This window comes from Mycolicibacterium frederiksbergense, assembly GCF_012223425.1.
Classification (GTDB): domain Bacteria; phylum Actinomycetota; class Actinomycetes; order Mycobacteriales; family Mycobacteriaceae; genus Mycobacterium; species Mycobacterium frederiksbergense.
Window position 1 is genome coordinate 5,007,723 of the sequence record NZ_CP038799.1, and the last position, 25,219, is coordinate 5,032,941.

General features: G+C 66.0%; 24 protein-coding genes and 1 tRNA gene. 17 read left to right on the forward strand and 8 right to left on the reverse strand.

All coding sequences use genetic code 11. The features are described from left to right. The first annotated feature begins 7 nt into the window (after positions 1-7). From EXE63_RS27205 to EXE63_RS27225, 5 genes are all read left to right on the forward strand, one after another. Positions 8-223 (forward strand): ferredoxin, encoded by a 216-nt coding sequence (locus tag EXE63_RS27205; RefSeq protein WP_168144509.1) that lies wholly within the window; start codon positions 8-10, stop codon positions 221-223. Further along, on the forward strand, positions 220-1,620 hold the full coding sequence (locus EXE63_RS27210) for an NAD(P)/FAD-dependent oxidoreductase (protein WP_234904290.1): 1,401 nt from the start codon (positions 220-222) through the stop codon (positions 1,618-1,620). Before EXE63_RS27205 ends, EXE63_RS27210 begins: the two co-directional genes overlap by 4 nt. Positions 1,621-1,774: 154 nt before the next feature. Beyond that, positions 1,775-3,166: an IS1182 family transposase gene (locus EXE63_RS27215; protein ID WP_436277479.1), complete on the forward strand. Its 1,392-nt coding sequence runs from the start codon at positions 1,775-1,777 to the stop codon at positions 3,164-3,166. Between the two features lie 182 nt (positions 3,167-3,348). Further along, a complete protein-coding gene (locus EXE63_RS27220) occupies positions 3,349-4,626 on the forward strand; it encodes a cytochrome P450 (protein ID WP_168144511.1) in 1,278 nt (425 codons plus the stop codon). Further along, positions 4,623-5,657: an NAD(P)-dependent alcohol dehydrogenase gene (locus EXE63_RS27225; RefSeq protein WP_168144512.1), complete on the forward strand. Its 1,035-nt coding sequence runs from the start codon at positions 4,623-4,625 to the stop codon at positions 5,655-5,657. The genes EXE63_RS27220 and EXE63_RS27225 overlap by 4 nt, the downstream gene beginning before the upstream one ends. Before the next feature lie 33 nt (positions 5,658-5,690). Here EXE63_RS27225 and EXE63_RS27230 read toward each other — a convergent pair whose 3' ends face one another. The 3 genes from EXE63_RS27230 to EXE63_RS27240 all read right to left on the reverse strand — a co-directional run bounded on the left by EXE63_RS27230 (position 5,691) and on the right by EXE63_RS27240 (position 7,967). After that, a complete protein-coding gene (locus EXE63_RS27230) occupies positions 5,691-6,833 on the reverse strand; it encodes a sensor histidine kinase (RefSeq protein WP_168144513.1) in 1,143 nt (380 codons plus the stop codon). Then, positions 6,830-7,486, reverse strand: a complete 657-nt coding sequence (locus EXE63_RS27235; protein ID WP_168145805.1) for a response regulator transcription factor — start codon at positions 7,484-7,486, stop codon at positions 6,830-6,832. Before EXE63_RS27235 ends, EXE63_RS27230 begins: the two co-directional genes overlap by 4 nt. A 100-nt stretch (positions 7,487-7,586) precedes the next feature. Continuing rightward, positions 7,587-7,967 carry a hemophore-related protein gene (locus EXE63_RS27240; RefSeq protein WP_168144514.1) on the reverse strand — a complete coding sequence of 127 codons (381 nt, stop codon included), beginning with the start codon at positions 7,965-7,967 and terminating at the stop codon, positions 7,587-7,589. A gap of 115 nt (positions 7,968-8,082) precedes the next feature. Between EXE63_RS27240 and EXE63_RS33530 the strand changes: the two genes are divergently transcribed. Both EXE63_RS33530 and EXE63_RS33535 read left to right on the forward strand, forming a co-directional pair. After that, positions 8,083-8,679 carry a polysaccharide deacetylase family protein gene (locus EXE63_RS33530; RefSeq protein WP_366515298.1) on the forward strand — a complete coding sequence of 199 codons (597 nt, stop codon included), beginning with the start codon at positions 8,083-8,085 and terminating at the stop codon, positions 8,677-8,679. After that, positions 8,676-8,897, forward strand: coding sequence for a polysaccharide deacetylase family protein (locus tag EXE63_RS33535; protein ID WP_366515299.1), 222 nt, complete (start codon positions 8,676-8,678; stop codon positions 8,895-8,897). The genes EXE63_RS33530 and EXE63_RS33535 overlap by 4 nt, the downstream gene beginning before the upstream one ends. Before the next feature lie 24 nt (positions 8,898-8,921). Here the strand turns inward: EXE63_RS33535 and EXE63_RS27250 are convergent. Further along, positions 8,922-8,998 (reverse strand) — tRNA-Leu (locus EXE63_RS27250). 100 nt (positions 8,999-9,098) lie between these two features. Between EXE63_RS27250 and EXE63_RS27255 the strand changes: the two genes are divergently transcribed. The 6 genes from EXE63_RS27255 to EXE63_RS27280 all read left to right on the forward strand — a co-directional run bounded on the left by EXE63_RS27255 (position 9,099) and on the right by EXE63_RS27280 (position 14,997). Then, positions 9,099-9,716: a two-component system response regulator PdtaR gene (locus EXE63_RS27255; protein ID WP_210000047.1), complete on the forward strand. Its 618-nt coding sequence runs from the start codon at positions 9,099-9,101 to the stop codon at positions 9,714-9,716. A 202-nt stretch (positions 9,717-9,918) separates the two neighbouring features. Further along, the gene (locus tag EXE63_RS27260; RefSeq protein ID WP_168144516.1) at positions 9,919-11,130 is read left to right on the forward strand and encodes a branched-chain amino acid ABC transporter substrate-binding protein; all 1,212 of its coding nucleotides are present in this window, start codon (positions 9,919-9,921) and stop codon (positions 11,128-11,130) included. 106 nt (positions 11,131-11,236) lie between these two features. Next, entirely contained in the window at positions 11,237-12,247 is a 1,011-nt protein-coding gene (locus EXE63_RS27265) for a branched-chain amino acid ABC transporter permease (protein ID WP_168144517.1), read from the forward strand. Positions 12,248-12,285: 38 nt separating this feature from the next. Further along, positions 12,286-13,419 (forward strand): branched-chain amino acid ABC transporter permease, encoded by a 1,134-nt coding sequence (locus EXE63_RS27270; protein ID WP_210000910.1) that lies wholly within the window; start codon positions 12,286-12,288, stop codon positions 13,417-13,419. Continuing rightward, on the forward strand, positions 13,416-14,264 hold the full coding sequence (locus EXE63_RS27275; protein ID WP_168144519.1) for an ABC transporter ATP-binding protein: 849 nt from the start codon (positions 13,416-13,418) through the stop codon (positions 14,262-14,264). The genes EXE63_RS27270 and EXE63_RS27275 overlap by 4 nt, the downstream gene beginning before the upstream one ends. After that, positions 14,248-14,997: an ABC transporter ATP-binding protein gene (locus EXE63_RS27280; protein ID WP_168144520.1), complete on the forward strand. Its 750-nt coding sequence runs from the start codon at positions 14,248-14,250 to the stop codon at positions 14,995-14,997. The genes EXE63_RS27275 and EXE63_RS27280 overlap by 17 nt, the downstream gene beginning before the upstream one ends. A gap of 74 nt (positions 14,998-15,071) precedes the next feature. On the opposite strand, the gene EXE63_RS27285 is transcribed toward EXE63_RS27280, so the two are convergent. The 3 genes from EXE63_RS27285 to EXE63_RS27295 are packed head-to-tail and all read right to left on the reverse strand — an operon-like array spanning position 15,072 to position 16,962. Beyond that, positions 15,072-15,299, reverse strand: a complete 228-nt coding sequence (locus EXE63_RS27285; RefSeq protein WP_168144521.1) for a DUF167 domain-containing protein — start codon at positions 15,297-15,299, stop codon at positions 15,072-15,074. Between the two features lie 26 nt (positions 15,300-15,325). After that, entirely contained in the window at positions 15,326-16,525 is a 1,200-nt protein-coding gene (locus EXE63_RS27290) for a lipid-transfer protein (protein ID WP_168144522.1), read from the reverse strand. Continuing rightward, positions 16,522-16,962 carry a Zn-ribbon domain-containing OB-fold protein gene (locus EXE63_RS27295; protein ID WP_234904291.1) on the reverse strand — a complete coding sequence of 147 codons (441 nt, stop codon included), beginning with the start codon at positions 16,960-16,962 and terminating at the stop codon, positions 16,522-16,524. Before EXE63_RS27295 ends, EXE63_RS27290 begins: the two co-directional genes overlap by 4 nt. 209 nt (positions 16,963-17,171) lie before the next feature. On the opposite strand from EXE63_RS27295, the gene polA reads away from it, so the two are divergent. Both polA and EXE63_RS27305 read left to right on the forward strand, forming a co-directional pair. Further along, positions 17,172-19,901, forward strand: a complete 2,730-nt coding sequence (polA, locus tag EXE63_RS27300) for a DNA polymerase I (RefSeq protein WP_168144524.1) — start codon at positions 17,172-17,174, stop codon at positions 19,899-19,901. A gap of 30 nt (positions 19,902-19,931) precedes the next feature. Further along, a complete protein-coding gene (locus EXE63_RS27305; protein ID WP_168144525.1) occupies positions 19,932-21,167 on the forward strand; it encodes a threonine/serine exporter family protein in 1,236 nt (411 codons plus the stop codon). Here the strand turns inward: EXE63_RS27305 and EXE63_RS27310 are convergent. Beyond that, the gene (locus EXE63_RS27310) at positions 21,152-22,300 is read right to left on the reverse strand and encodes a PrsW family intramembrane metalloprotease (protein WP_168145806.1); all 1,149 of its coding nucleotides are present in this window, start codon (positions 22,298-22,300) and stop codon (positions 21,152-21,154) included. The genes EXE63_RS27305 and EXE63_RS27310 overlap by 16 nt on opposite strands. A 219-nt stretch (positions 22,301-22,519) precedes the next feature. Between EXE63_RS27310 and rpsA the strand changes: the two genes are divergently transcribed. Both rpsA and coaE read left to right on the forward strand, forming a co-directional pair. Next, on the forward strand, positions 22,520-23,965 hold the full coding sequence (gene rpsA / locus EXE63_RS27315; RefSeq protein ID WP_105362067.1) for a 30S ribosomal protein S1: 1,446 nt from the start codon (positions 22,520-22,522) through the stop codon (positions 23,963-23,965). A gap of 88 nt (positions 23,966-24,053) precedes the next feature. Continuing rightward, positions 24,054-25,217, forward strand: a complete 1,164-nt coding sequence (coaE, locus tag EXE63_RS27320; protein WP_168144526.1) for a dephospho-CoA kinase — start codon at positions 24,054-24,056, stop codon at positions 25,215-25,217. Positions 25,218-25,219 lie beyond the last annotated feature (2 nt).

Sequence of the window (25,219 nt, forward strand, 5' to 3'; positions counted from 1 at the left end):
GTCGGCCGTGCGTATTGTGGTGGATCTGAATCGGTGCCTCGGATACGCGCAATGCGTCCCGCTGGCGCCTGAGGTACTTCAGCTCAGCGGCGAGGAAGCACTGACCTACGATCCGAATCCCGATGAGTCTCAACGTCAACAGGTCGCGCGGGCGGTGGCATCATGCCCGGTGCAGGCGATCATCGCCGAGATGGATCCGCCGTCGGACCGGGTGACGCTGTGAGGTCGCTGATCGATGACATCGTCAGGACATTCAAGACCGAGGGCCGGATTGTCATAGTCGGGGCATCGCTGACCGGGCTGCGCGCCGCAGAGGCCCTGCGGGACGAGGGATTCACCGGCGCACTCACCATCATCGGCGACGAGCAGTGCGAGCCCTATGACCGCCCGCCGCTGTCCAAGCAGGTGCTCAACGGTTGGGTGCCGGCCGGGAACACCAAACTGCCTCGGTTGCGGGCCGTCGACGCCGACTGGCGGTTGGGCGTCGCGGCCACCGGACTTGATCGCGACAACCGCGAGGTGCTGCTGGCCAATGGCGACAAGGTGCCCTTTGACCGGCTGCTCATCGCCACGGGTGTCCGTTCGCGTGCCTGGTTCAACCCCGAGGAAGCGAAACTCAAGGGCCTGTTCACCCTGCGTACCAGTGACGACGCCGACGAACTGCAGCAGGCGTTGCAGGCAAGGCCCAAGCGCGTGCTGATCGTCGGCGCCGGTTTCATCGGCTCCGAGATCGCCTCGGTGTGCCGGGAACTCGGACTCGACGTGACGGTCGCGGAACGGTCCAGCGCGCCGTTGGTCGGCCCACTCGGCGGGGTGATCGGTGACATCGCAGCCAAAATGCAACGCGACGCCGGGGTGGACCTACGGACCGGGGTGGCCGTCGAGGCACTCAAAGGCGACGCCGACGGTCACGTCCGGCAGGCTCAGTTGTCGGACGGCACCCTGCTCGACGTCGACGTCGTGGTGGCATCGCTGGGATCGATCCGCAATGTCGAATGGCTGGAGGCCGCCGAGCTTGCCAGCGGATTCTGGGGAGTGGCCTGCGATGCGGGCTGTCGGGCGTTCGACATCAACGGGGTGGTGACCGACAACATCTTCGTTGCGGGCGATGTCGCGCGGGCACCGCATGTGCTCTACGAATACCAGTTCATGGCCATCGAGCATGTGGACGCTGCGGTGCTCGGCGCGCGCACCGCAGCGCACAACATGGTCAATCTCGAAAGAGCGCGTCGCCCGCACCTGCCCTTGCCGCAATTCTGGTCCGGCCAGTTCGGGGTGAACATCAAGGGCGTCGGCGTGTGCTCGTTCGGCGACGAGATCGCCTTCACCCAAGGCTCGGTCGAGGATCTGCGTTTCGCCGCCGCCTTCGGCAAGAACGGCCGGATCGTCGGTGCCATCACCTTCAATCATGGCAAGTGGCTGGAGTACTACGCGCGTCTCATCGAGCAGTCGGCGCCGTTTCCGCCCCCGCCACCGGGATATGACGCACCGGATAATGCCGCGCCGATGTCGGCTCGCTTCCCGGACCCCCGGGAGCCCACCGGCATTCCCGACGTCGTTCTCACCGGCCACGACCCGACATCGCGGGGCGCCGAATTCCGCCCCAAGCCCCGCCGCTAGGAGCGTGGGTCAGTAACACGCCTGGCGGGATGTCTGGTTGATGGTGGTGTATCAGCGATGATGGGGTATGCCTGATGATCTCGATCCGGATGGTTTGTTCGAGGTAGACCCTTCGGACAGGGTTGAACCGCATTCCGTGGCGTCAAAGGCGCCGGTGGATAAGACGTTTCGGGTGTTCGCCCCGGATCAGGACCTGTTGTTTCCGCCCTCGCTCGATGATTGGCTACCGGCTGAGCATCTGGCCCGGTTCGTCGCCGAGCTTGTTGATGAGCATCTGGACCTGTCCCGGATCCATGGCGTCTATACCGAGGTCCGTGGCGGGCCGCCGTATGACCCGCGGTTGATGGTGCGGATCCTGCTCTACGGCTACACCACCGGGGTCCGCTCCTCGCGCAAGCTGGAGGCGGCCTGTGTTGATGTGGTGGCATTTCGCTGGCTGGCCGCCGGATCGGCCCCGGATTACCGGGCGATCGCCCGGTTCCGTAAACGCCACCTCTCCGCGTTGGGGCACTTGTTCGTCCAAGCGTTGGCGTTATGCCAGGCCGCGGGCATGGTCAGCCTGGGCCGAGTCGCCCTCGACGGAACGAAAGTCCGGGCCAATGCCTCTAAACGTAAAGCGATGAGTTACGCCCGGATGACCGAGAAGGAAAAGGTCCTCGCCGGGGAGGTCTCGGCGTTGTTGGCTGAGGCCGAACGTATCGACACTGCCGAAGATAAGAAGTTCGGCAAGAACCGCCGCGGTGATGAACTACCCGAGGAACTACGGCGCCGTGAAACCCGGCTGGCGGCGATTCGGGAAGCCAAGGCCGCACTGGAAGCCGAAGCCGCCCAAGCGGCGCGTGAACACGCCGAGGCCAAAGCCCGCGAGCGCGGCGATGACGACGACACCGCCGCCGAGAAAGGGACCGCCGCCGCCGAGGAGGCGACACCGAAACCCAAGTCGCAACGCAACTTCACCGACCCTGAGTCGAAGATCATGCTCACCGGCGATGGGGCGTTCCACCAGTGCTATAACGCCCAGGCCGTGGTCGACTCCGACCATCAGGTGATCGTGGCCACCGAGTTGGGCACCAACGCCTCCGACGTCATGAACTTGATCTCGATGACCGAACAGACCCTCACCAACACCGGGCAGGTCCCCGGCCAGATGCTCGCCGATGCCGGCTACTGCTCCGCGGACAACCTCGATAAGGCAACGCAATTCACCGCCACCCACGGCACCGAGTTCTTCATCGCCACCGGCCGCCGCCGCCGCGACGAACCGACCCCGGCACCGCCGCGCGGGCGGATCCCCAACAACGCAACCGGCAAGCAGCGGATGGCCCGCAAGCTCACCACGAAGAAAGGCCACGCGGTCTATGCCCGCCGCAAAGCGATCGTCGAACCGGTGTTCGGTCAAATGTCGACCCTGCAGAACGCCAAAGCGCTACTGCTGCGCGGGTTGGACCAAGCCCGCGGGGAATGGCTACTTCTGGCTGCCTGCCACAACCTGCGAAAATTGCACGGCCACATCGGAATTACCGGACTCACCGCCCTGCCAGCCTAACGGGGCATCCGCTGGCCGCCCCAGTTGCCGACACACGACTCATCGGGGCACGTCTACACCGAACATCCACTCAGAACGCCGCAGACCCCGCAATACCATCTCTACCCAGACTCGACGCCACACACCCGCTCGAAGCCTTACCGACCCACGCTCCTAGCCCGTCGCTCCAGATAGGAAGTCCCATGACCACCGCTGCAGCGAGCGCCTGGACCGAGGCGATGAAGTACGAGAACCGGCACGATCCCTACCGGTTCTTCGACGAGCTGCGCAAGACTCCGGTCGTCCAGGTGGCCGACAAGGTCTACGTCGTCACCGGTTACCGCGAGCTGCTCCAACTCGCTCACGACCCGCACGTCAGCTCCGATATCTCGAAGAGCCCGATCAGCGCACAACCTGCACAGCCCGATATGGGTGCCGAACACATGCAGGCCTATGGCCGCGAAGCCAGCCTGATCGTGTCGGACCCGGCCAAACATGACAGGCAGCGCAGGCAGGTGATGCGGCACTTCGCCCCGCCGCACTCACCACACGTCATCCCGAACATGGCCGCCGGTATCCAAGCGCTCTGCGACGAATCGTTGAACCGGATAGATGCCAAGGGCGACAAGTGTTTCGATGTCGTCGATGACTACGCCTATCCGGTTCCGGTCGCGGTGATCTGCCAGATCCTAGGTGTGCCGTTGAAAGATGAGCCGACCTTTCACGGCTGGATCTTCGATTTCATGGCCGGCGCGGATATGGGGCCGGATGCCGCGACCGAGGAGGGACAGGCCCGCAAGCGCAAGGGGCAGGAGAGCACCGCGGCGCTGACGGCGTACATGGCGGCCCTGATCGAAGGCTTCCTGACCGAACCCCAGGATTGCGTGCTGTCGAAGCTGGTGAACGACAAGGACGGTCCCGACGGGCCGATGACACCGCGGGAAGCTGCGGCCAACGCGATGCTGCTGCTGATCGCCGGCCACGACTCGACGGTCAACACCATCGCGCACTGCGTGCTCCTGCTGCTACGCAACCCCGAGTCGATCGAACTTCTCCGTGACAAAACCGAATTGATCCCGAAGGCGATCGAAGAGGTACTGCGGCTGCAGTCGGCGGTGCAGTTCTTCCCCAGCCGCAGCGTGACCGCCGATATCGCAGTGGGCGGCACCACAATCCCGGCGGGCTCGGCGGTACATCTGCTCTACGGTGCAGCGAATCGGGATCCTCACCGGTTCCCCGATCCGGAGAAGTTCGACATCCAGCGTCCGGACAACCAGCATGTCGGCTGGGGTCGTGGGGTGCACAGTTGCGTCGGGGGTCCGCTGGCCCGCCTGGAAGTGAACATCGCCTTGGAGACGTTCCTGCGGCGCGTGGAAAACCCGCGGTTGGTCGTGGACCCGCCGCCGTACCGGGTGAATCAGGTGTTCCGCGGTCCGTTACACCTCGAAATCGAATTCGACCGCATCACGAACTCCTTGTGAAGGCGTTTCAATTCGTCGAATGGCAACGGCCCGGCCAACTTCGGGATGTTCCGGTACCGGAACCGGGGCCGGGCGAGGTGCTGGTGAAGGTCAGTGGGGCCGGTGCCTGCCATTCCGACCTGCACCTGTTGGAGGCGCCCGCCCAAGTGTTCGCATTACCGTTCACGCTCGGTCACGAGAATGCCGGGTGGGTCGAGAAGATGAGTTCCGGCGCAGCGGGATTCGCGGTCGGCGACCCGGTGATCGTCTACGGTCCGTGGGGTTGCGGGTTGTGTATGAACTGCCGGGTGGGCATGGAGAACTATTGTCAGACGCCCGGAAAGCCCAGCCCCGGAGGGCTCGGCGGCACCGACGGCGGCATGGCGGAGTACCTGCTGGTGCCCGCGACCCGCTACCTGATTTCCCTCGGCGAGCTCGACCCGCGTGAAGCGGCGCCGCTGTCGGATGCCGGACTGACCAGCTATCACGCCGTCAAGCGGTCCTTGCACCTGCTCGGCCCAGGATCCACCGCGGTCGTGATCGGTGCCGGCGGACTGGGGCAGATGGCGATCCAGGTGCTGCGCGCGCTGGCCGGCGCGACAACCATCGTCGTGGTGGACACGTCCGAGGACAAGCTGAAGATCGCCAGGAGTCTCGGCGCCGATGCCACGCTGATCTCCGGTGACGCCGCCGTCACGGCCATCATGGACATCACCCGGGGCCTGGGCGCGGAGCTGGTGCTGGACTTCGTCGGGGTCGACGCGACGCTCGGCATGGCCGCCCGCGTCGCGCGGGTACTGGGCCATCTGACCATCGTCGGGGTCGGTAACGCGGCGCTACCGGTCAACTTCCACAGCCCACCCCACGAATGCTCGGTGGCCGCGCCGTTCTGGGGTTCGATCCCCGAACTGATCGAGGTCATCGCGCTCGCGCGGAGCGGGAAGATCAGCATGCTGGTCGAGCATTTCCCGCTGGACGAGGCGGGGCACGCCTATGACCTGTTGCATCACGGCGAGATCACAGGCCGCGCGGTCATCACGCCGAACGATTGACAGCGTGATGCGACCGGCCGGAAGCGGCGTTGATCACCGCGTGAGCGGCAGCGTGACCTCCACGATCAGACCGCCGTCTGGGCGCGAGCTGGCCTGCACCTGCCCCCCATGGGCGTTGGCGACCGATCGCACGATGGACAGGCCCAGTCCGGTGCCGCCGACGGTCGTGGCCGTTCGTGTCAGCCGGCGGAACGGTTCGAACAGCCCTTCCACCTCGGCCGGGCCCACCGCGGGCCCGCTGTTCTGCACGGAAAGCAGGGCCAGTCCGTCGCGGACGCTCACGCTGAGATCCACCCATCCGGCCTCGACGTTATAGCGGATCGCGTTGTCGAGGAGGTTACCGATCAGTCGTTCGAGCAGCGCGGGATCACCGCGAACAGCGCAGGGATCCAGGCTGATTCGCAGCACGATGCCGGCACTCTGGGCCGTTGGCTGGGCGGTCCGAAGCGCACGACGGGCAATCTTGGCGAGATCGACACGCTCGTGTGTCTGCAGTTGCTGATCGCTGCCGGCCAAGACCAGCAGGCCGTCGATGAGACGCTCCTGGCGCTGATTCACCGCGAGCAGCGTCTCGCCGAGTCTGCGGGTCGAGTCCGGGGTGGCGGGATCCTCCAATGCGACCTCGATGAGGGTGCGGTTGATGGTCAATGGCGTGCGCAGTTCGTGGGATGCGTTGGCCACGAAGCGGTGCTGGCTGTCGAACGCGCGGTCAAGGCGTTCGAGCATGGCATCGAAGGTATCGGCGAGTTCCTTGATTTCGTCGTCAGGTCCGTGCAGCGCTATCCGCTCATGCAGGCTGCGCCCGGCGACGCGTCGGGCGGTGGCCGTGACCTCTTGCAGTGGGCGCAGTGCCCGGCCCGCCAGCAGCCAACCCGCGCCGCAGGCGAGCACGCTGACCATGATCAGAGCGGTCAGTGACCAGCGCAGCATGCCGTGCATGAGCGCCTGCCGCTGCTGCTCGGCTTGATTGGTCACCATGGTCAGCAGATTGTCCAGACGCGGGAAACTGCGTCCTCCGCGCTGCTCGGCGAAGTCGCGGATGGTTGCCTGCAGAGCCGCGCCGGGGCGATGGTCCAGCGACTGTTCGAGATAGAAGTAGATCAGCCCGATCAACAGGGCGCCGGCCAGGAACAGCGCGCCGGCGTAGAGCACGGTGAGACGGGTCCGGATCTTCATCGCAGCCGGTACCCGACGCCGGGCTCGGTGTCGATCACCGAAGGGTCTCCGAGCTTGCGACGCACCATCATGATCGTGTATCGCACCACACCGGTGAACGGGTCGGCGTGCTCATCCCATGCTTTCTCCAGCAGCCGCTCGGCCGACACCACTCCGCCGTCGGCGAACAACAGTTCGGCGAGCACAGAAAACTCCTTGCGTGACAGTGCTATTGGCACACCGTCGCGGGTCACCGTGCGTTGATGGGGATCGAGTCGGATGCCGCCACGCTGCAAGACGGGTGGACTTGCAGCGCGTGATCGCCGGGCGAGCGCCTGAACGCGCGCAACCAGTTCGGCGAACGCGAACGGTTTGTAGAGGTAGTCGTCCGCACCCAGGCCGAGGCCGGCGACCCGGTCCGCCACCGTCCCCGCGGCCGTGAGCATCAGGATGCGAGCGGCTCCTCCGCCTTCGGCCAGCCTGGCGCAGACGGTGTCGCCGGACAGCACCGGCAGATCGCGGTCGAGTATCACGACGTCGTAGTCGTTGACGGTGGCGTATTCCAGCGCCATGGCTCCGTCGTAGACCACGTCGACTGCCATGGCATGCCTGCGCAGACCGTCGGCGACGGCGTCGGCGAGGAGGCGTTCGTCCTCCACCACGAGTATTCGCACCCCACCATGGTGCCTGCGGGCACGTTTGGTCGCCGTGAGGTTGTTGCGTTCGGCGACGGCGCCCCGTCGGGGGAGACGGGGCACGCGTCGCCGCACCGGTCTAGTAGTTGTGGCAGGTTTCGGCGATCCGGTTCAGTTTCGCCACCGTCTCCTGGCCTTCCGGGGTGGACCTGCGCCTCTCGACGGCCGCGCGGACATCCGGGTTGCGGTCGAGGAACCCCTGAACCCGGTCACGGCGCTCGGGAACCGGAAGTGCCAGCAGTTCTTGCACTTTCGACTGCGCCTCGGGCCGGCTGTGCAAACGGTCCGCCAACTGCGGGGCCTCGGCCTGTAGCGCGGCATCGACTTGCTGGTAGCTGCAGGTGGTTTCGATCAGCTTGCCGGAAGGTTCGGCGGCCGCCGAGGAGGCGAGCGCCAAGGTGGCTGCGGCTGCCGCGGTGAACCCGGCGAGCACGCGTACTGCGGGGTGGGAAAACGTCATATCTGTCGGTTTCTTTCGGGTCGGGATGGGCGTGCACTTCACGTCCTCGGACCATTGGAGCAACAGTGGTGTTTGGCGCATGTGAGGTCGAGCGCCCCTGCGCCGGCGCGACAGCGTGATCGGTGACGGTAATTTGAGGGCGTACGTGCCCGGTGGTGATAGCCGTTGTCCCCGAGAGGAAGAACTGTTGCGTCGGTGGATCGTGGTGGGGCCCTTCAGTGTCGTCCTGCTGTTGGCGGCCTGTTTTGCGACATACGGCCTTTCCCGTTCCCGCACCTACCAATTGACCGGTGATCTGGTCAGTCGGGTGGCCACTGCCGAGAAGGTGGTTGCATTGACCTTCGATGACGGACCGGGCGACTCGACGCCTGAGATTCTGGACATGCTGGCCGCGGCCGGCGTCTCGGCGACGTTCTATCTCAATGGTGCCGACGTGGACCGTCACCCGGAGTACGGAGCGGCGATCGCACGGGCCGGGCACGAGATCGGCAACCACACCTATACCCACCGTCGCATGATGTTCGTGGCACCGGGCACCGGGCACCGGGCACCGGGCACCGGGCACCGGGCACCGTCGCGAGGGAAGTCGAGACAACCGACGCCGCGATCGCGCGAACTGGGTACCGAGGTCCCATCACGTTCAGGCCTCCGTATGGCAAGAAACTATGGACCCTGCCCCACTATCTGGCGGAACGTGAGCGCACCACCGTGATGTGGGACGTGGCGCCGGACTCGGCCGGCGCTCCGGACATTGGGCGGATCGTCGACGTGACCACGGCGAACGTTCGCCCAGGATCGATCGTGCTGCTGCATGTCATGATGCCGAGCCGGTCCGCGTCCAGGGCCGCAGTGCCGCGGATCATCGAACGACTCCGGGCCGAGGGATACCGATTCGTGACGGTGAGCGAACTGCTGTCCTACCGGCCGTAGCGGCACGGCCCACTCTGGTGCCTGTGGTGCCCTCGGTGAGATTCGAACTCACACTGCACGGGTTTTGAATCCGTTTCCTCTGCCAGTTGGGATACGAGGGCGCGAGCCCCCACCTTAGTAGATGCGTGCAGTCACCCTTCCCGGCAGGCACTGTTAACCCCAAGCTCGCCCCGGGACCACAAAGGCGCGACAATGTGCGTCATGACCGACGCTCCTGCACCCCGCCGCGTGCTCATCGCCGAAGATGAGGCGCTCATCCGAATGGACCTGGCAGAGATGCTGGGTGAGGAAGGCTATGAAGTAGTCGGGCAGGCCGGAGACGGTCAGGAAGCGGTCGATCTCGCGGAAAGCCTGAAACCGGATCTGGTGATCATGGACGTCAAGATGCCCCGCCGGGACGGCATCGATGCGGCATCGGAGATCGCCACCAAGCGCATCGCGCCGATCGTCATTCTGACCGCCTTCAGCCAGCGCGAACTGGTCGAACGCGCCCGCGATGCGGGTGCGATGGCCTACCTGGTCAAGCCGTTCTCCATCACCGATCTGATCCCGGCCATCGAGGTCGCGGTCAGCCGGTTCGGTGAGATCGCGGCCCTGGAGCACGAGGTCGCGAACCTGTCGGATCGGCTGGAGACGCGCAAGCTGGTCGAGCGGGCGAAGGGTTTGCTGCAGGCCAACCAGGGGATGACCGAGCCCGAGGCGTTCAAGTGGATTCAGCGTGCGGCGATGGACCGCCGCACCACGATGAAGCGGGTGGCCGAGGTGGTGCTCGAGACTCTCGACACGCCGACCGAGGATGCCACCGGCGCCGAGAAATGAGCGTCCTGACCGCCTCTGCCGGTTAAGTCTGCGTTTCCGGCGGCTTCGTTTGACCGGCTAACCCGGCTGATCTGCGCAACGCGTCGCTCAACATGGCGCGACGGAGCCCCGGAATGGTTATGGTTTTCCGCGAAGCATCCCCGTCCCGGTCGTCCCGACCGGAACGAAGGTGCCGACCTGAAAACGGAACCGGAGGTGAGACGTGCGCGGTCACGTGGCACGCAAGGCATTTGCTCTCGGAGGCGCGGGCCTGATGGCCCTGGCGATTGCCGGCTGCAGTCAGAGCACGCCCGAAGAAGAGGCGTCCCAGACGAACCTCAAGATCGTGGAAAAGGTGCAGATCGACGAGAACGGCGCCGAGGTTGCGGCGGCCGAGGGCGCTGCACCCGCCGATCCGGCCGGTGACGGCAACGCCACCTGCCCGCCGGTGTCGATCGCCATGGCCGGTGCCCTCAACGGACCCGATGCCGCGCTCGGCATCAACATCAAGAACGGCGTACAGCTGGCCATCGATCAGCACAACGAGGCCAATCCGGGCTGCCAGGTGCAGCTCAAGCCGTTCGACACCGAGGGCGACCCGCAGAAGGCCTCCAACATCGCCCCGCGGATCGTCGAGGACCAGTACACGATCGGCCTGGTCGGACCGGCTTTCTCCGGTGAGACCAAGGCCACCGGTGGTGTCTTCGACCAGGCCGGCCTCGCTGCCGTCACAGCCTCGGCCACCAATGTGACACTGTCGGAGAACGGTTGGAGGACCTTCTTCCGCGGACTGGCCAACGACGGCGTGCAGGGCCCGTCCGTCGCCAACTACCTGAAGAACAATCTGGGCCATCAGAAGATCTGCGTGGTCGATGACAGCACCGATTACGGTCTGGGGCTGGCCACCGCGGTGCGCGACACCCTGGGCCCCGTGGCCGATCCCGCCTGCAACATCTCGGTGAAGAAGGGCGACAAGGACTTCTCCGCTGCGGTCACCCAGATCAATGGCGCGGCACCGGAATCGGTCTTCTTCAGTGGCTACTACGCCGAGGCCGCGCCGCTGGTTCAGCAGCTGCGTGACGGTGGCTTCGAGGGCGTGTTCGCCAGCGCCGACGGCACGAAGGATCCCGAGTTCGTCAAGCAGGCGGGCGAATCGTCCAAGGGTGCGGTGCTGGCCTGCCCGTGCGGCCCGGCCACCGGGTCGTTCGCCGAGGAGTACACCGCGAAATTCAACACCGAGCCCGGCACGTACAGCGCCGAGGGCTATGACCTGGGCACCATCCTGCTCAAGGGCATCGACTCCGGCGCGATCACCCGCCCCGCGTTGCTGGATTTCGTGCGCAACTACCAGGGCCAGGGTGTGGCCCGCGAATACCAGTGGACTCCGGAAGGTGAGCTCACCACGACGCTCATCTGGATCTACGACGTTCAGTAACAGCTGAGACGAAAGCGCGTCCGAGAGCGCATGCCTCGGACGCGCTTTCGTCTTCACACCACTGCCGCAGCAACCGTCATCGCGTCAGCGAGGAGCTCACCACCGGATGAACCTGGCCGCCAACATCAACTTCAATGTCGGGGCATTGTTCGACAGCTTCTGGCAGTTGACGATCGACGGCCTGTCCTGGGGCGCGATCTACGCCCTGGTCGCCGTCGGTTACACCCTGGTCTTCGGCGTGCTGCGGCTGATCAACTTCGCGCACTCCGAGATCTTCATGCTCGGCATGTTCGGCGCCTACTTCGCGCTGGACATCCTGATGGGCTTCACACCGAGCGGCAACGCCTACAACAAGGGCGTCGCGCTGACCATCCTCTACTTGGGCTTCGCGATGCTGTTCGCGATGCTGGTGTCCGGCGGCGCCGCGGTCGGCCTGGAATTCATCGCCTACCGCCCGCTGCGTAAACGCAACGCCAAGGCGCTGACCTTCCTGATCACCGCGATCGGCATGTCCTTTGTGCTGCAGCAGTTCGTGCTGTTCATCCTGCCCAAGCTGATACCGGGCTACGGTGGCCCGAACGCCCAGCAGCCCATCGTGTTGGTGCAACCGAAGACCCAGTTCGAACTGTTCGGTGTCGCGATCTCCAACACGACGATCGTCATCATCGGGTCGGCACTGGTGCTCGCGCTGCTCACCGATGTGGCACTCAACCGCACCAAACTCGGCCGCGGTGTCCGCGCGGTCGCCCAGGACGCGAACACCGCGACGCTGATGGGGGTGTCCCGTGAGCGCGTCATCATGACGACCTTCCTCATCGGCGGCCTGCTCGCCGGTGCCGCGGCGCTGCTGTACACCCTGAAGGTGCCCCAGGGCATCATCTACTCGGGCGGATTTCTCTTGGGTATCAAGGCCTTCTCCGCCGCGGTGCTCGGCGGTATCGGCAACCTGCGCGGTGCGCTGCTCGGCGGTCTGCTGCTCGGCGTGATGGAGAATTACGGTCAGGCGGTATTCGGCACCCAGTGGCGTGACGTCGTCGCGTTCGTCCTGCTGGTCCTGGTGCTGTTGGTCAGACCGACCGGCATCTTGGGCGAGAGCCTCGGGAAGGCGCGCGCATGACTACTTCTACCGGCCCGGCCACCCGTTGGGCGAAGGTCATGGACTGGTGGGACGGCCTGACCCGAGCCCAGAAATGGGTATTCGGCGTCGTGCTGTTCGCGGGGATCGCGCTCTCGCCGCTGTTCACACCGGCGTTTCTGGACACCCCGGGAATCAGCTTCGGTGGCACCATGGCCCAGTTCGCGATGGTCGCCATCATCGCGATCGGCCTCAATGTCGTTGTCGGCCAAGCCGGTCTGCTCGACTTGGGTTATGTCGGCTTCTACGCCGTCGGCGCCTACACGGTCGCCCTGCTGACCAGCCCGGAAAGTCCGTGGAACCAGATGGGGGCGTCGGGTTTCTTCAGCACCCCGTGGGCTTGGCTGTCCTGCGTGCCGATCGCGATGGCGGTCACCGCGTTGAGCGGCCTGATCCTCGGCACCCCGACGCTGCGCCTGCGTGGTGACTATCTGGCCATCGTCACCTTGGGGTTCGGCGAGATCATCCGCCTGCTCGCCGACAACCTGGCCGATGTCACCAACGGCCCGCGTGGCCTCAATGAGGTTGCCTTCCCGCACTTCTTGGAAAGCGAGCAACATCCCGAGGGTGTGTTCTCGGTGTCCAACTCCGCCGGGGACGCCAACTACGGAACCTGGTGGTTCTGGCTGGGTCTCATTCTGATCGTCGGCATCCTGCTACTCGTCGGCAACCTGGAACGCAGCCGGGTGGGGCGCGCCTGGATAGCGGTCCGCGAGGACGAGGACGCTGCGGAAGTGATGGGCGTCAACGCGTTCAAGTTCAAACTGTGGGCATTCACCATCGGCGCGGCCATCGGTGGTCTTTCCGGTGCGCTGTACGCCGGTCAGGTGCAATACGTTGCGCCGCCGACGTTCAACATCATCAACTCGATGCTGTTCCTGTGCGCGGTGGTGCTCGGCGGTCAGGGCAACAAGCTCGGTGTGATCCTCGGCGCGTTCATCATCGTGTACCTGCCGAACCGGCTGCTCGGTGTGCACTTCGCCGGCATCGACATGGGCAATCTGAAGTACCTGTTCTTCGGGCTCGCACTGGTGGTGTTGATGATCTTTCGGCCCCAGGGCCTGTTCCCGGCCCGGCAGCATCTGCTCACCTATGCCAAAGCCGCGCGTGAGCTGTTGCGGAGCAAGCCGAAAGATACGGAGCCGGTGAAATGACCGACGCCGAGAGCTTCGAGAATGTCGCCGAGATCGCCGGCGTGCACCGCGAGATCACGGTCGATGAGGGCGAAGTCCTGCTGCAGACCAACGATCTCACCGTCCAGTTCGGCGGTCTGACGGCCCTGGATGCGGTGTCGTTCAACATCAAACGCGGAGAGATCCTCGGGCTGATCGGGCCCAACGGGGCCGGCAAGACCACCTGCTTCAACGCGATCACCGGTGTGTACCGGCCCAGTTCGGGTTCCGTCACGTTCGACGGGTCACCGATCGGGCGGATCAAACGGCATCAGATCACCCGGCTCGGGATTGCCCGCACCTTCCAGAACATCCGGCTGTTCGGTGAGATGACCGCGCTGGAGAACGTCATGGTGGGCACCGATGCGAGGCATCACACCTCGGTGCCGGGTGCGCTGTTCCGGTCATCGCGGCATCGTCGTGAAGAGAAGTCGGCCATCGAGAGGTCGGCTGCGCTTCTGCATTTCGTCGGTATCGCGCACCGTGGCGAGGAGAAGGCCAAGAACCTGCCCTATGGCGACCAGCGCCGCCTGGAGATCGCTCGGGCGCTGGCCACCGAACCCAAGCTGCTGTGCCTGGACGAACCCGCGGCCGGATTCAACCCGAGCGAGAAGTCGGCGCTGATCGACCTGATCCGCAAGATCCGCGATGACGGCTACACGGTGCTGCTCATCGAACATGACATGCGCCTGGTGATGGGGGTGACCGACCGGATCGTGGTGCTGGAGTTCGGTCGCAAGATCGCCGACGGTCTGCCGGCCGAAATCCGCGAGGACCCCAAGGTCATCGCCGCATATCTGGGGGTCCCCGATGACGAACTCGCCTGAGGCCGCCGAGCGTCCGGTGCTGTTGGAGGTGCGGGACATCGTCGTGCACTACGGCAGAATCCGGGCACTGCACGGTGTTTCGCTGGTGGTGCACGAAGGTGAGCTGGTCACTCTGCTGGGCTCCAACGGCGCCGGGAAGACCACCATGATGCGGGCCATCTCGGGACTGCTGCCGCTCACATCGGGTTCGGTGTGGTTCGACGGCAAGGACATCGGCAAGGTCAAGGCGCATCGGCGGGTGTCCGACGGACTGATCCAGGCCCCCGAGGGACGCGGCGTCTTTCCCGGCATGACCATCATCGAGAACCTCGAAATGGGTTGCTATGGAAGGAAATTTGCCTCCAAGGCCGAGCATGACGAGAAGCTCGACTGGGTGCTGACCACCTTCCCGCGACTCGCGGAGCGCCGCAACCAGGTCGGTGGCACTTTGTCCGGTGGCGAGCAGCAGATGCTGGCCATCGGCCGCGCGCTGATGGCGCGACCGAAGGTGCTGCTGCTCGATGAACCCTCGATGGGTCTGGCGCCCATGGTGATCTCGCAGATCTTCCGCATCATCTCCGAGATCAACAGCCAGGGCACCACGGTGCTGCTGGTGGAACAGAACGCGCAGCAGGCGCTCAGCAGATCCGACCGGGCCTACATCCTGGAGACCGGCGAGGTCACCCGCACCGGCGTGGCAGCCGATCTGCTCAAGGACGACAGCATTCGGGCCGCTTACCTCGGCGTGGCCTGACCGGGCCGCCCTGCCCGCGAGCGTGTCTGCTCCCCGACACGCCGTCGCCCGGAAGTAGTTCACGCACGCTCACTTCACGAGATGCGGAAGCGCTTCATCCGCGACGTCGCCCCCGACGCGAACTCGACGCGACTGCGCGGCACGCCCAGATGCTTGGCGAGCAGGGCGACGACCGCGTCGTTGGCCTTGCCCTCGACCGCCCGCTCGCGTACGTAGATCGTCAACGCGCCGTCCGGTCCCGCCTCGACCAACGGGCCCTTCTTGCTGCCGGGCTTGACCCGCACTGAGACGACCTCTGTCATCGGCCCATTGAACCGAAAGGTCCGCGCTACCGGGCGACGATCACCGAGGAGCCGTGGCCGAAGAGGCCTTGGTTGGCGGTGATGCCGACGGTGGCGTTGTCGACCTGGCGGCCGGTGGCCTGGCCTTTGAGTTGCCAGGACAGTTCGCAGACCTGGGCGATGGCCTGGGCGGGGATGGCTTCGCCGAAGGAGGCCAGGCCGCCGGAGGCGTTGACCGGGATGCGGCCGCCGAGGGTGGTGGCACCGGAGCGCAGCAGCTGTTCGGCTTCGCCCTTGGCGCACAGGCCCAGGTGCTCATACCAGTCGAGTTCCAGGGCGGTGGACAGGTCGTAGACCTCGGCCAGGGACAGGTCTTCGGGGCCGATGCCGGCTTCGGCGTAGGCGGCGTCGAGGATCTGGTCTTTGAACACCCGCTCGGGTCCGGGCACCACGGCGGTGGAGTCGGTGGCGATATCGGGCAGTTCGGGCAGATGCTGGGGGTATTGCGGCGATTGCAGGCTGACCGCGCGTACCGAGGGCACGCCGGCCACGCTGCCGAGGTGTTTTTCGGTGAAGGCTTTGGAGGCCACGATGAGGGCGGCGGCGCCGTCGGAGGTGGCGCAGATGTCGAGCAGGCGCAGCGGGTCGGAGACCACGGGGGAGGCCAGCACGTCCTCGACGGTGGCTTCTTTGCGGTAGCGGGCATTGGGGTTGTTGAGGCCGTGGCGGGCGTTTTTGACTTTGACGTGGGCGAAGTCGTCGACGGTGGCGCCGTAGAGGTCCATGCGTCGGCGGGCGAGGAGGGCGAAGTAGACGGTGTTGGTGGCGCCGATGAGGTGGAAGCGTTGCCAGTCGGGGTCGTTTTTGCGTTCGCCGCCGACGGGGGCGAAGAAGCCTTTGGGGGTGGTGTCGGCGCCGATGACCAGGGCGACGTCGCAGAATCCGGCCAGGATCTGGGCGCGTGCGGATTGCAGGGCTTGGGAGCCCGAGGCGCAGGCGGCGTAGCTGGAGGTGACGGGTACGCCGTTCCAGCCGAGTTTTTGGGCGAAGGTGGCGCCGGCGACGAAGCCGGGGTAGCCGTTGCGGATGGTGTCCGCGCCGGCGACGAGTTGGATTTGGCGCCAGTCCAGTCCGGCTTCGGCCAGGGCGGCGCGGGCGGCGACGACGCCGTATTCGGTGAAGTCGCGGCCCCATTTGCCCCAGGGGTGCATCCCGGCGCCCAGGATGTAGACCGGTTCCGGACTCATTTTGCGATCCTCCAGGCGTGGGTGGTGCGGACGACGCCCGCGTCATCGGTGTAGAGCGCCATCGTGGTCAGTTCCATCTCCATGCCGACTGTGAGGTCGGCGGCCAGGGTGCCTTCGACGACCTTGCCCAGCACGATGAGGCCTTCTTCTTCGAGTGCGACGGCGGCGACGGCGAACGGTTCGAACGGATCCGGGGACGGGTACGGCGGGGGCGGGGCGTAGCGGTTCTCGGTGTAGCTCCACACCGTGCCGCGCCGGGACAGCGGGACCAGTGCCAGCGTGTCGCTGTCACAGGCCGGGTTGGGGCAGTTGGTTTCCCGCGGCGGGAACACATAGGTGGCGCACGCGGTGCACTTGCCGCCGATCAGATGGGTGTCACCGGAGTCATCGGTGGCGAACCACCCTGCGAACGCGGGTTCTGTGGTTGCTGCTGGCACGGGGGTCAGACTACCCATTCCGAGGGTAAAACTGAAACGTGTTGCAGTTTGGCCGTGGCGCGCGAATCGAGTGTCGGCCCGCGTGCCACATTCTTCGGCGATCGCGGACACGAGCAGAACTCGCTCGGACCAGAGGACGGGGCGGCGGGCGGGATGAACTCCCCGACAGCGTCGCCCGCCTGTCGGGGTGGGTGCCTAGAGTTGGGTGCGTGAGCCCCGCCAAGACTGCCGCCGAGGCATCCGAGAAGAAGCCCGGCACTGACGAGAAACCCACGTTGATGCTGCTGGACGGCAACTCGCTGGCCTTCCGTGCGTTCTACGCGCTGCCCGCGGAGAACTTCAAGACCCAGGGCGGTCTGACCACCAACGCCGTGTACGGGTTCACCGCCATGCTCATCAACCTGTTGCGCGATGAGCAGCCCAGTCACATCGCCGCCGCCTTCGATGTGTCCCGGCAGACCTTCCGCAAGGAGAAGTACCCCGAGTACAAGGAGGGGCGGTCGGCGACCCCGGACGAGTTCCGCGGCCAGATCGACATCACCAAGGAGGTGCTGGGCGCACTCGGCATCACGGTGCTCGCCGAGCAAGGTTTCGAGGCCGATGACATCATCGCCACGCTCGCGACCCAGGCCGAGGCCGGCGGCTACCGGGTGCTGGTGGTGACCGGCGACCGGGATTCGCTGCAGTTGGTCAGCAGCGATGTCACCGTGCTGTACCCGGTCAAGGGGGTCAGCGAGTTGACCCGCTTCACCCCGGATGCCGTGCAGGCGAAGTACGGCCTCACCCCGGAGCAGTACCCGGATTTCGCGGCGCTGCGCGGCGACCCGAGCGACAACCTGCCGGGCATCCCGGGCGTGGGGGAGAAGACCGCGACCAAGTGGATCGTCGAGCACGGCTCGCTGCAGGCTCTGGTCGACAACGTCGACACCGTCAAGGGCAAGGTCGGTGATGCGTTGCGCGCCAACCTGTCGTCGGTGGTGCTCAACCGCGAGCTCACCGAGTTGGTGAAGAATGTGCCGCTGCCGCAGACCCCCGACACGCTGCGCATGCTGCCGTGGGACCGGGACCACATCCACCGGTTGTTCGACGACCTGGAGTTCCGGGTGCTGCGCGACCGGCTGTTCGACACCCTCGCCTCGGCCGACCCGGAGGTGGAGCAGGGTTTCGACGTGCGCGGCGGCGCGCTGCAACCCGGCGAACTCGCCGCGTGGCTGTCCGAACACAGCCTGGGTAACCGATTCGGCGTCGCGGTCGTCGGCACCCACCTGGCCTTCGACGGGGATGCGACGGCGCTGGCCATCGTCGCCAACGACGGCGACGGCCGGTATATCGACACCGCGACCCTGCAACCCGACGACGAGGCCGCGCTGGCGTCCTGGCTGGCCGATCCCGGCCCGCCCAAGGCGCTGCACGAAGCCAAACTGGCCATGCATGATCTGGAGGGCCGCGGCTGGAAGCTCGCCGGGGTCACGTCGGACACCGCGCTGGCGGCCTATCTGGTACGGCCGGGGCAGCGCAGTTTCGCCCTCGACGACCTGTCGCTGCGCTACCTCAAGCGTGAGCTGAGGGCGGATAACCCTGAGCAGCAGCAGCTTTCACTGTTGGATGACAACGACGGCGTCGACGAGCAGGCCGTGCAGGCGGTGCTGCTGCGGGCCGGGGCGGTGATGGATCTCGCTGACGCGCTGGACGAGGAGCTGGCCCGCATCGACTCGTCCTCGTTGCTGCACCGGATGGAACTTCCGGTGCAGCGGGTGCTCGCCGAGCTCGAAAGCACCGGCATCGCAGTCGATGTGGCCTTCCTGAAGGAGCTGCAGAGCGAATTCGGGGATCTGATCCGCGATGCCGCCGAGGCCGCCTACGGGGTCATCGGCAAGCAGATCAATCTCGGCTCGCCCAAGCAGCTCCAGGTGGTGCTCTTCGACGAGTTGGAGATGCCGAAAACCAAGAAGACCAAGACCGGGTACACCACCGATGCCGATGCGCTGCAGGGCCTTTTCGACAAGACCGGGCACCCGTTCCTGCAGCATCTGCTGGCACATCGGGATGCCACCCGGCTCAAGGTCACCGTCGATGGCCTGCTGAACTCGGTGGCCTCGGACGGCCGTATCCACACCACCTTCAACCAGACCATCGCCGCCACCGGGCGGCTGTCGTCGACCGAGCCCAACCTGCAGAACATCCCGATCCGCACCGAGGCGGGCCGGCGCATCCGCGATGGGTTTGTGGTGGGTGCGGGGTACGCCGAACTGATGACGGCGGACTACAGCCAGATCGAGATGCGCATCATGGCGCACCTGTCCCGCGACGAGGGCCTCATCGAGGCCTTCAACACCGGGGAGGACCTGCACTCATTCGTGGCGTCGCGGGCGTTCGATGTGCCGATCGACGAGGTCAACGCCGAACTGCGTCGCCGCGTGAAGGCGATGTCCTACGGCTTGGCCTACGGCCTGAGTGCCTACGGGTTGTCGGCTCAGCTGAAGATCAGCACCGAAGAGGCCAAGAATCAGATGGAGCAGTACTTCGACCGTTTCGGTGGCATCCGCGACTACCTGCGCGATGTGGTCGACCAGGCCCGCAAGGACGGTTACACCTCAACGGTTCTCGGTCGCCGCCGCTATCTGCCCGAGCTGGACAGCAGCAACCGCAATGTCCGTGAGGCCGCCGAACGCGCGGCGCTCAACGCCCCCATTCAGGGCAGTGCCGCCGACATCATCAAGGTCGCGATGATCAACGTCGACGAGGCGATCAAGGCCGCCGGCCTGCAGTCGCGCATGCTGCTGCAGGTGCACGACGAACTGCTGTTCGAGGTGGCCGAGGGGGAGCGCGACACCCTCGAAGCCCTGGTGCGCGAGCACATGGGTAACGCCTACCCGCTCGATGTGCCGCTGGAGGTGTCGGTGGGCTACGGGCGCAGCTGGGACGCCGCGGCGCACTAGCGCCGCGCACGATCCGGGCGCACAGGCCTGATGACCGACACCAGCGATCAGCAGATCCGGTTTCTGGCACGCCTCGGTGCCGCCATGTGCGCGGCCAACTACCCGGTGACCCTGGTGCGGCAGATGCTGGACCGGACCGCGGCGCACTACGGCGTCCGAAACGACGGCATAGCTCTGCCGAACCACGTGCAGGTGGTGGGGCCCGTCACCGCCGGGGGCACCGTGGTGCGTGGCGCGCGCGTCGACGAGGACCTGCGCTTCGACCAGATCTTCCCGCTTGCGCGACTGGTGTCCTCCGCGATGGCCGGGCGGATCTCGGCGCACGACGGTGAAGCCAGACTCGACGAGATCCAGGGTGTTGCCCGCCGCTACCCGGCCTGGGTCACGGTGATCGGCTACGGAATCCAAAGTGCCGGACTGTCCCTCGTCCTGGAGCCGACGCTGTTGAACGTGCTGGCCGCCCTGCTGCTGGGGGCGATGGTCGGTGGGTTCCTGGTCGCGAGTCAGCGTGTCCCGGCGCTTGCCCAGCTGGTGCCTGCGATCAGCGCGTTCGCGGTCGCCTCGATCTGCATCGTGGCGGCACTGCGGCTGGACCTCGATCACGTCGGCCTGCGGGCGCTGATACCGCCACTGGCAGTCTTCCTGCCCGGCGCGGCGATCACGCTGGCCGTCATCGAACTGACCTCCAGAGACGTCATCGCCGGAACCAGCCGCCTGATCGCCGGTTTCGTGCAGATCATCCAGCTGGCCTTCGGCATCCTGATCGCCACCCAGCTACTCGGCATGCGCGAGGACCAACTCAGCTCGGAGGCGGTCAACCACATCGGTCCGTGGGCGCCGTGGCTGGGTGTCCTCGTGTACGGGCTGGGCGTGATGCTCTTCCTGGCGCCGCCCGTGTCGTTTCTGCCGTGGCTGGTGCTCATCACCTACACCGCGTACACGGCTCAATACCTGGGCGATCTGGTGCTGGGCAGCTACGCCAGCGGCTTCTGCGGTGGGCTGGCGCTGACCCTGGTGGCGCTGGCGGTATCGCGCCGGGGCAGCGCCCCGCCGGCCATCACCATGATCCTGCCGGGGTTCTGGCTACTGGTACCCGGATCGATGGGTCTGATCGGTGTCACCGAATTGTTCGGCGCCGACGGTGATTCGGCGCTGCCGGCCACCTTGATCTCGATGATCTCGGTCGCCTTCGGACTGCAGGCCGGACTGGTGCTCTGGCAGGTGGCCCGGCGTAGCCGAGCGCGCCGAGTTCAGGGAACCCGGTAGCCGGCCAGGTACTGCAGTGTGGGCGCGGCGGCCTCCCGCGCCGCGTGCACGCGGTAGGACTCCTCGGTCAGCAGCGCGTGCACCCGATCGTCACCGAAGCCTCGGTCGATGCGGTCACGGATGAAGGCCAGCTCGACCACCTGGGTCGCGAAGGCCTTCACGTCCTTGCCGGCAGCCTTGCCGCCGTGCCGGGAGGCCGCACCGATCGCCAGCTTGCGGTTGCGGATGCTGCCCAGCCAGCTCGCCTCGTTGGCGGTGATCAGGTTCGCGGCCACCATGTTCGGCAGTTTGGCGGCGACCACCAGCTGCTCGCGACGCCGGCTGCGCACCGCCAGCCAGATCGCCAGCCCGAAGATGGGCATCATCCACAGCAGGTACACCAGGAAGTAGGCCTCGATGCCGATCACCGAGGACCCGTTCCACAGCGCGTGCATGACCACCGCGGCGATATAGCCGGCGCCGATGCAGGCGACCTTGCCGATCACATGACGCTGTTTGAGCGCGAAGTAGACGCCGATCGCGAGCATCGACAGGAACAGGGAGTGCGCGAAGGGCGCCATGATCAGTCGCAGCGCGGCGGTCACCAGGGATGTGGCCACGTCCTCGCCGTTGGCGATGTAGAGAACGTCCTCGAACCAGGCGAACCCCGCGCCGACCAGGCCCGCGTAGACCAGGCAGTCGGTCAGCGAGTTCAGTTCATGGCGGCGCCGGCCGGTCATCATGATCAGCAGGAACAGGCCCTTGGCGGCCTCTTCGATGATCGGTGCGCGCAGCGCGGTCGATTCGAAGCCCTCCGGCAGCCCCGGGGTGGGCAGGAAGACTGCGTCCGCCCACAATTCGAGGGCCAGCGACAAGATGATCGCCACCGACGCACCCCACAGGAACGCCAGGATCAGCAGCCGCGGCGGCTCGGGTTCCCAACGGTCCAGCCACAGATAGCAGGCCACGACCACGGCGATCGCGATGCTGGAGAGCACGAACCCGATGGTCGTGCCGACCGGATTCGTCGCGGTCAGCAGGATCATCAGCAGGCCGACGATGACGCTGAGCCCGATGATCACCGCCAGTGGCGCCCCGACTTTGCGGACGGTCGGCGGCCAGGTCGGCAGATGGGGGTGCGGAGGTGGTGGCATCGCGGGCACCTGAGGAGGGTAACCAGGCACCGGCTGCGGGGACCGGGTTTGTCCAGCGTGTACCCGTTCTAGTACCCTTGAGCAGTACCTGTGTGCCCAGTCATGTTCCGGGCCCCGCGGGCACACCGCACATCGGGGCGCCCATGCTTAACAGCCCTGTGTGCAGCACAAATACACAAACCGTCCCTACGATTAAAACTGTCCGGAGCAACCCACCACATGCCAAGCCCCTCCATCACCTCGCCGCAAGTAGCCATCAACGACATTGGCTCGGCCGAGGACTTTCTCGCCGCAATCGACAAGACCATCAAGTACTTCAACGATGGCGACATCGTCGAAGGGACCATCGTCAAGGTCGATCGCGACGAGGTTCTGCTCGATATCGGTTACAAGACCGAAGGCGTCATCCCCTCCCGTGAACTCTCCATCAAGCACGATGTCGACCCCAATGAGGTCGTTTCCGTGGGCGATGAGGTCGAGGCTCTCGTTCTCACCAAGGAGGACAAGGAAGGTCGCCTGATCCTGTCCAAGAAGCGCGCTCAGTACGAGCGGGCCTGGGGCACCATCGAGGAACTCAAGGAGAAGGACGAGGCCGTCAAGGGCACCGTCATCGAGGTCGTCAAGGGCGGCCTGATCCTCGACATCGGTCTGCGTGGCTTCCTGCCCGCATCGCTGGTCGAGATGCGCCGGGTCCGCGATCTGCAGCCGTACATCGGCAAGGAGATCGAGGCCAAGATCATCGAGCTCGACAAGAACCGCAACAACGTGGTGCTCTCGCGCCGCGCGTGGCTGGAGCAGACCCAGTCCGAGGTGCGCAGCGAGTTCCTCAACCAGCTCACCAAGGGCGCCATCCGCAAGGGTGTCGTGTCCTCGATCGTCAACTTCGGCGCCTTCGTCGATCTCGGCGGCGTCGACGGCCTGGTGCACGTTTCCGAGCTGTCCTGGAAGCACATCGATCACCCGTCCGAGGTCGTCACCGTCGGCGACGAGGTCACCGTCGAGGTGCTCGACGTCGACATGGACCGCGAGCGGGTTTCGCTGTCGCTCAAGGCGACTCAGGAAGATCCGTGGCGCCACTTCGCCCGCACCCACGCCATCGGCCAGATCGTGCCGGGCAAGGTCACCAAGCTGGTGCCGTTCGGTGCGTTCGTCCGCGTCGAAGAGGGCATCGAGGGTCTGGTGCACATCTCGGAGCTGTCCGAGCGCCACGTCGAGGTCCCGGACCAGGTGGTCCAGGTCGGCGACGACGCGATGGTCAAGGTCATCGACATCGACCTGGAGCGTCGCCGGATCTCGCTGAGCCTCAAGCAGGCCAACGAGGACTACACCGAGGAGTTCGACCCCTCGAAGTACGGCATGGCCGACAGCTACGACGAGGCCGGGAACTACATCTTCCCGGAGGGCTTCGACGCCGACACCAACGAGTGGCTCGAGGGCTTCGACAAGCAGCGCACCGAATGGGAGGCCCGGTACGCCGAGGCCGAGCGTCGGCACAAGATGCACACCGCGCAGATGGAGAAGTTCGCCGCAGCCGAGGCGGAGGAAGCGGCTCGCCCGTCGACCTCCAGCAGCTCGTCTCGCCCGGAGGGTGAGTCCGGTGGTGGCTCGCTCGCCAGCGACGCTCAGCTCGCCGCGCTGCGCGAGAAGCTCGCGGGCAACGCGTAACAAAGACACTCATTCGCCGAGTGAAGCCGCGCAGCACGTCCTCACGGACGTGCTGCGCGGTTCTTTTTGCACCTGTGAGGGGAGCGTCATGCTGAGGATCGGACTGACCGGTGGAATCGGGGCCGGCAAGTCGACGGTGTCGTCCACGTTCAGTGAGCTCGGCGGCATCGTCGTCGACGGCGACATCATCGCCCGCGAGGTGGTCGAGCCGGGGACCGAAGGCCTGGCCAAACTCGTCGACGCCTTCGGCCGGGACATCCTGCACGACAGCGGGGAGTTGAATCGCCCCTCGCTGGCGGCCGTCGCGTTCAGCGATGACGAGAAGCGTCAGACGCTGAACGGCATCGTGCATCCGCTGGTGGCTCATCGGCGCTCTGAATTGATCGAAGCCGCCTCCGAGGATGCCGTGATCATCGAGGACATCCCGCTGCTGGTGGAGTCCCAGATGGCGCCGATGTTCCCACTGGTCATCGTGGTCAATGCCGATGCCGAACTGCGCGTCAAGCGGCTCATCGAGTACCGCGGGTTCACCGAGCAGGATGCCAGGGCCCGCATCGCGGCTCAGGCCACCGAGGAGCAGCGCCGCGCCGTTGCCGACGTCTGGCTGGACAACTCGGGCAGCGCGGGCGCGTTGGTGGAGCAGGCCCGTGGCCTGTGGCATGACCGCATCCTGCCGTTCGCGCACAATCTGCGGCTTGGACGACCCGTTCATGTCGAGCCGGTCGTGGTGCCGTCCGACCCCAGCTGGCCGGATCAGGCCCGCAGGATCGTGGCGCGGTTGCAGACCAGCTGCGGGCACCGGGCCGTCCGCGTCGACCACATCGGTTCCACCGCGGTGCCCGGGCTGGACGCCAAGGATGTCATCGACGTCCAGGTGACCGTTGCCTCGCTGGAGGTTGCCGACGAGCTTGCCGAGGGGCTACTCGCCGCGGGGTATCCGCGGGTGGCCGCCATCACCGCGGACAATCCGCATTCGGCGGATACCGCCCTGTGGCACAAGAGGTTTCACGCCTCGGCCGATCCGGGTCGGCCGACACACGTGCACATCCGGGTGGATGGCTGGCCGAATCAGCGGTTCGCGTTGTTGTGCGTCGACTGGCTGAAGGCCAATCCCGGTGTGCAGCAAGATTATCTGGCGGCCAAGCAAGCCGCTCTGCGTGCGCCCGACTACGCGGAGGCCAAGGAGCCCTGGTTCCTCGACGCGTATCACCGCGCCTGGGAATGGGCCGAGACCACCGGCTGGCGTCCCTGACG